This is a genomic window from Mycobacterium sp. (genome assembly GCF_040398885.1).
Classification (GTDB): Bacteria; Actinomycetota; Actinomycetes; order Mycobacteriales; family Mycobacteriaceae; genus Mycobacterium.
Map to the genome: position 1 here is coordinate 1 of NZ_JBBATF010000183.1, position 4,961 is coordinate 4,961.

Genomic DNA, 4,961 nt, shown 5'->3' on the forward strand with positions numbered 1-4,961 from the left:
GCATCCGCTGGGAACGCGGCATCAACGAAGCCCGCTGGGCCGCCGACCCACCACCGTTCTGAGCCTTCCAGCCTTCTAGCCCCGGCCGTCGTTGAATGCGGCCAGCGCGGCGACGTTGGCCGCGGCCCCCATCATCTCGGCGAAGTAGGCGTCCTCCCGGACGCGCGCGGCCGCGATATCCGGACGCGCCGGGTCGGCGATTGCCTGCTTCACGGCCACCAGACTCGAAATAGGTTTGGCCGCAAGGACTTCGGCGTGCCGACGAGCCTCGGTCAGCAGATCCTCGGGCTCGCACACCTTCCACACCAGACCCATCCGCCGGGCTTCCGCCGCGTCGACCCACTCCGAGGACATCAGCAACCAGGCCGCGTTCTGCCGCCCCACCAACTGCGGGAGCAGATACGACGATGCCGCCTCGGGGGCGACGCCGAGGCTGGTGAAGGGACACTTCAGGCGGGCGGTCGAGGACATGAAGGCCAGGTCCGCGTAACCCAGGATGGTCGCGCCGAGCCCTACCCCGACTCCGTTCACCCCGCAGATCAGCGGCTTGGGAAACTGCGCAAGGGCGTCGATGAGCCCCGCGAACCCGTGCCTGCCGGGGGTGAATGCCGGATCGGTGATCCGGGCCTGCATCTCGGTGAGGTCCTGCCCCGCGCTGAAGGCCCGGCCCGCTCCGGTGAGCAGCACCACGGCGACCTCATCGTCGTCGGCGGCGGCGACAATCGCGTCGGCAGTCGCGTCGTAGAGCGCTTCGTTGAACGCGTTGAGGGCATCGGGACGGTTCAGGGTCAGCGTCCGGACCCGGTTTTCGTCGGAGATGAGCAGCGTCACCCGCATCAGCCTAAATGCGCGAAGGGACTCCGGAACACGTACCGCCCGGTGGGCACGGTGTCGATATCGACGTTGGCGCCGAAGGCCGACGTGCTGGCGATCATCCTGCCCATCCGGTCCGCCAGATCGGCGTCGTCGGACGCCCCGAAGAAGGCGTGCAGGCTGCTCACGGCCTCGATGGGAAACGACTCCTCGACGATCGCCGACACCGACGGCGCGTCGGGGGTCAGCGGCCGCACCACATAGTTCTGCACGTAGCCGAAAGTCGACTGGGTCGCGATCGCGACCGCGGTGTGGTCGCGCTGCCAACGGGACAGCCAGGTGGCCTCGTCCATCCCGGCGGGCCGGCGCAGCAGGGCGACGTTGGCCAGGCCCGGCGACCGCTCGCCGATCGGGGAAGCCGGCGGCCGAACCGGCACCGACTCGGTCACGAGGTAGGCGGCCAGCAGATCGGCGTGCGGCCGCAGCGCCTCCAGGGCCGCCTGCACCTGCTCGCCGTAGTGCTGCTCGGTCCACACGGTGACGAATGCCTGCACCGGGGGGGCGAGCGTCGTCAGGGTCAGCAGCGAATCGCGAACCGCGGCGTCACGCACATTGACCGACACCCCGGGTAGCTCCAGACCAAGCAGAGCCCCCGCCACCGGGCCGCACATCCGGGCGACGAATTCGTCGTCGGCGGCGGCCCTCCGCAGCGCGACGATAACCTTCTCCATCGCCCCTACTCTCTCAGCCCGCGCGGGGTGATGAACACGCCCTCGGCCTCCACCGTGACGCCCTCGGCATCGGCGATCGTTCCGCTGCAGTAGGTCTTGACACCCTCGGCGCGGGTGCGAACGGCCTCGGCGCGCAACGGCCCCAGCGGGGTCGCGCGCAGATAGCGGACGGTGATGCTGCCGGTGAAGCGCGGCTTGTGGTCGGGGCTGGCGGCCTCGCCAAGCAGATGGTCGAGGATCAACGCCGACACCCCGCCGTGCACGTGGCCGGGCGGGCCCTCGTAGGCCGCACCCAGCCTGAACTCGGCCCAGACAACGCCGGATTGTTCGCGATGGGTCGTCACCGGCGGGGCGAGGGCGTTGCGGATCCCGATGACGGCGTTGCCCCAGCTGACACCCCTGCCCTCCCGGGTCACCCGCACCCCGAACGCCCCGTCGATCTGCCGACGCCGCAGCCGGGCGACCGCGGCGTCGATCTCCCGCTTCACCCCGGCGACGGTGGCGGCGTCGGCCTCGGTGCGGATGGTGGCGTCCACCAACTCGCGGACCGACTCGGCCAGCGGCTCGTAGACGCCGCGCAGCCGGTCGACGTCTTCTGCCGACCAGTCCTCGGCGGTGAACTCGACCACCTACACATCTAACCCGACCTGATGTCGGCACCGGTGGCCGCGCGTCGCACAGGCTACCCTCGGCGTGGGCCATCCACGCAGGCCGAAGGGAGGGAATGTCGATGTCGGCACCGCCGGAGGAGTCCCGGTCGGCCCTGGCCGAGCGGCTGCGGCGCCGCCGAGCCAAGCGCAGCCTGCTGGACCGGGTAAGCATCCAGTCCAAGCTGATGCTGATGCTGCTCACCATGAGCGTCCTGGCCACCGCGATCGCCGGCGGTATCGGTTTCGAGTCCGGCCGCAACTCGCTGCGCGCGGCGGTGTTCGAACAGCTCACCGGCATCCGTCAAGCCCAGGCCCGGATACTCGAGAAGGGGTTGCTCGATCTCACCGGCTCGTTGCTCATCTTCTCCCGGGGAGAGACCGTCAGCGGAGCGATGAACGCGTTCAGCGCCGGCTTCGACCAACTCGCCGATGCCACCGTCACCCCCGAACAGGACCGCGCGCTGGCCGACTTCTACAAGGGCAAGTTCAAGGGCGCCGACAGCCGCCTGGACATCAACGCGCTGCTGCCGATATCAGCCGCCGCGCGCTATCTGCAGACCCGCTACACGGTGCCGGCCGCCACCGGCAACGACCCCCGTGACGGCGGCGCCTGGGCGGGGGCCAACGCACGCTACAACGGGTACTTCAACGACATCGTCACTCGGCTCGGATTCCGGGACGTCTTCCTGATCAACCCCAGGGGCGACGTGGTGTACAGCGTCAACAAGGGCGTCGAACTCGGCACCAACGTCCTCTCCGGGCCGTATCGCGGCGAGGGATTCCTGCCCGAGGCGTTCCGGAAAGCCATGGCGTCCAACGACATCGGCTACGTCGACACCACCGACTTCTCCGAGTACCTGCCGTCCGGACAGCCGACCGCATGGATGCTGGTTCCGGTCGGGCCGCCGGGGCGGGCCGCCGGGGTGATGGCGGTGGAGTACCCGGCCACCATCCTCAGCGATTCGATGACCAGCGATCGGCAGTGGGAGAAAGCCGGCATGGGCCGGACCGGGGAGAGCTACGTGGTCGGCAAGGACGACCTGATGCGGTCGGATTCCCGACTGTTCCTCGAGGATCCGCAAGCCTACCGAGCCGACGTCGTCGGAGCCGGAACCCCGCCGTCGACGGCCGAGCGCGCCATCGAGCAGGGCACCACCGTGTTGGTTCAGCCGGTCGGGACCGCTGCCACCGAGGCCGCGCAACGGGGGGAAACCGGAACGCTGATCGCCACCGACTATCTCGGCCACCGCGCGCTTCAGGCCTACGCCCCACTGGACGTCAAGGGCCTGGACTGGGTCATCGTCGCCTCGGTGGACTCCGACGAGGCGTTCGCCGCGGAGCGCAACTTCGCGCACAAACTGGTGCGGTCGACGGCGTTGATCATCTTCCTGGCGTGCCTGGCCGCCATGGTCTGGTCGCGGTTGTTCGTCCGCCCCATCCGGCGCCTCGAGGACGGGGCCGACAAGATCAGCACCGGCGACTACGACGTCGCGCTTCCGGTCGACACCAGGGACGAGTTCGGCGACCTCAGCCTGGCTTTCAACGAGATGAGCCGCAACCTCGCCGTCAAGCACCAGTTGCTGACCGAGCAGCGCGCCGAGAACGACCGGCTGCTGATGTCGCTGATGCCCGAGTCCGTCGTAGAACGCTACCGCGGAGGCGAGGACAACATCGCCGAGGAGCACCAGGACGTCACCGTGATCTACGCCGACCTGATCGGCATCGACGACCTGTCCGCGGGTCTGGAGGCCGACGAATCGCTGAAGGCCATCAACAAATTGGTGCGCCAGTTCGACGCCGCCGCCGAGAGCAGCGGAGTCGAGCGGGTCCGCACCACCCACAACGGATATCTGGCCAGTTGCGGCCTGACGGTCCCGCGGCTGGACAACATCCATCGCACCGTCGAGTTCGCCCTGGAGATGCAGCGAATCGTCAACCGCTTCAACTCCGAGATGGGCAGCGACATCAAGCTGCGCGCCGGTATCGACACCGGCGCGGTCACCAGCGGCCTGGTCGGCCGCGCCGGCCTGGTGTACGACCTGTGGGGCGGCGCTGTGCATCTGGCGTCCAGGATGCGGCGCGGATTGACCGAGCCGGGGATCTACGTCAGCGAGGACGTCTACGAGGCGACGCGCGACAACCTTCGCTACACCCCGGCCGGAACGGTCACCGCCCGTGGCCAGGACGTGCCCGCATGGCGCCTGGCCGAGGACCCGTCGTGAGGGATCCGCGATGAGCGTCTTCGGCGCGCCCTGGTTCTACTGGTCGATCATCGTCGCGCTGGGTCTGCCCACCGTTCTGGTGCTGCTCACCGAGTTGCAGCACGCCCTGGACCGCCGGGGCAACTTCCTGTCGCGCCCGGTGGGGCTGCTGCGCCATTTCATCGTGCCGCTCGGGGCGCTGCTGCTTCTGCTGGTGCACACCACCGACGTCTCGGCCAAGGCGACGCCGGTGCGGATCCTGTCGACGGTCTTGGGCGTCCTGATCCTGATCATGGTGCTTTCCGGGGTCAGCGCGACGGTCTTCGGCAGCGCTCCCGCGGGCAGTTGGCGACGACGGATGCCGGCGATCTTCGTCGATGTGGCCCGGTTCGCGATCATCGCGGTGGGCGTGGCGGCGATCTTCGCCTACGTCTGGGGAGCCAACGTGGGCGGCCTGTTCACCGCCCTGGGCATCAGCTCGATCGTGCTGGGCCTGACCCTGCAGAACTCGGTGGGCCAGATCATCTCCGGTCTGCTGCTGCTCTTCGAGCAGCCGTTCCAGATCG

4 protein-coding genes and 1 pseudogene are annotated in these 4,961 nt (G+C 68.9%); 2 read left to right on the forward strand and 3 right to left on the reverse strand.

Going from position 1 to position 4,961, the window contains the following annotated elements:
- Positions 1-75: 75 nt before the first annotated feature.
- The 3 genes from ADBZ5U_RS14110 to ADBZ5U_RS14120 are packed head-to-tail and all read right to left on the reverse strand — an operon-like array spanning position 76 to position 2,173.
- Positions 76-831 carry an enoyl-CoA hydratase/isomerase family protein gene (locus ADBZ5U_RS14110; RefSeq protein ID WP_526811220.1) on the reverse strand — a complete coding sequence of 252 codons (756 nt, stop codon included), beginning with the start codon at positions 829-831 and terminating at the stop codon, positions 76-78.
- 5 nt (positions 832-836) lie between these two features.
- On the reverse strand, positions 837-1,544 hold the full coding sequence (locus tag ADBZ5U_RS14115; protein WP_526811222.1) for an EthD domain-containing protein: 708 nt from the start codon (positions 1,542-1,544) through the stop codon (positions 837-839).
- A 5-nt stretch (positions 1,545-1,549) separates the two neighbouring features.
- Complete coding sequence (locus tag ADBZ5U_RS14120; protein WP_526811224.1) at positions 1,550-2,173, reverse strand: PaaI family thioesterase; 624 nt, start codon at positions 2,171-2,173, stop codon at positions 1,550-1,552.
- A gap of 95 nt (positions 2,174-2,268) precedes the next feature.
- Here ADBZ5U_RS14120 and ADBZ5U_RS14125 point away from each other — a divergent pair, with 95 nt between their 5' ends.
- Together ADBZ5U_RS14125 and ADBZ5U_RS14130 are read left to right on the forward strand one after the other, a co-directional pair.
- Entirely contained in the window at positions 2,269-4,416 is a 2,148-nt protein-coding gene (locus tag ADBZ5U_RS14125; RefSeq protein ID WP_526811226.1) for an adenylate/guanylate cyclase domain-containing protein, read from the forward strand.
- Between the two features lie 10 nt (positions 4,417-4,426).
- Positions 4,427-4,961, forward strand: a pseudogene (locus ADBZ5U_RS14130) (hypothetical protein); the annotation flags it as partial.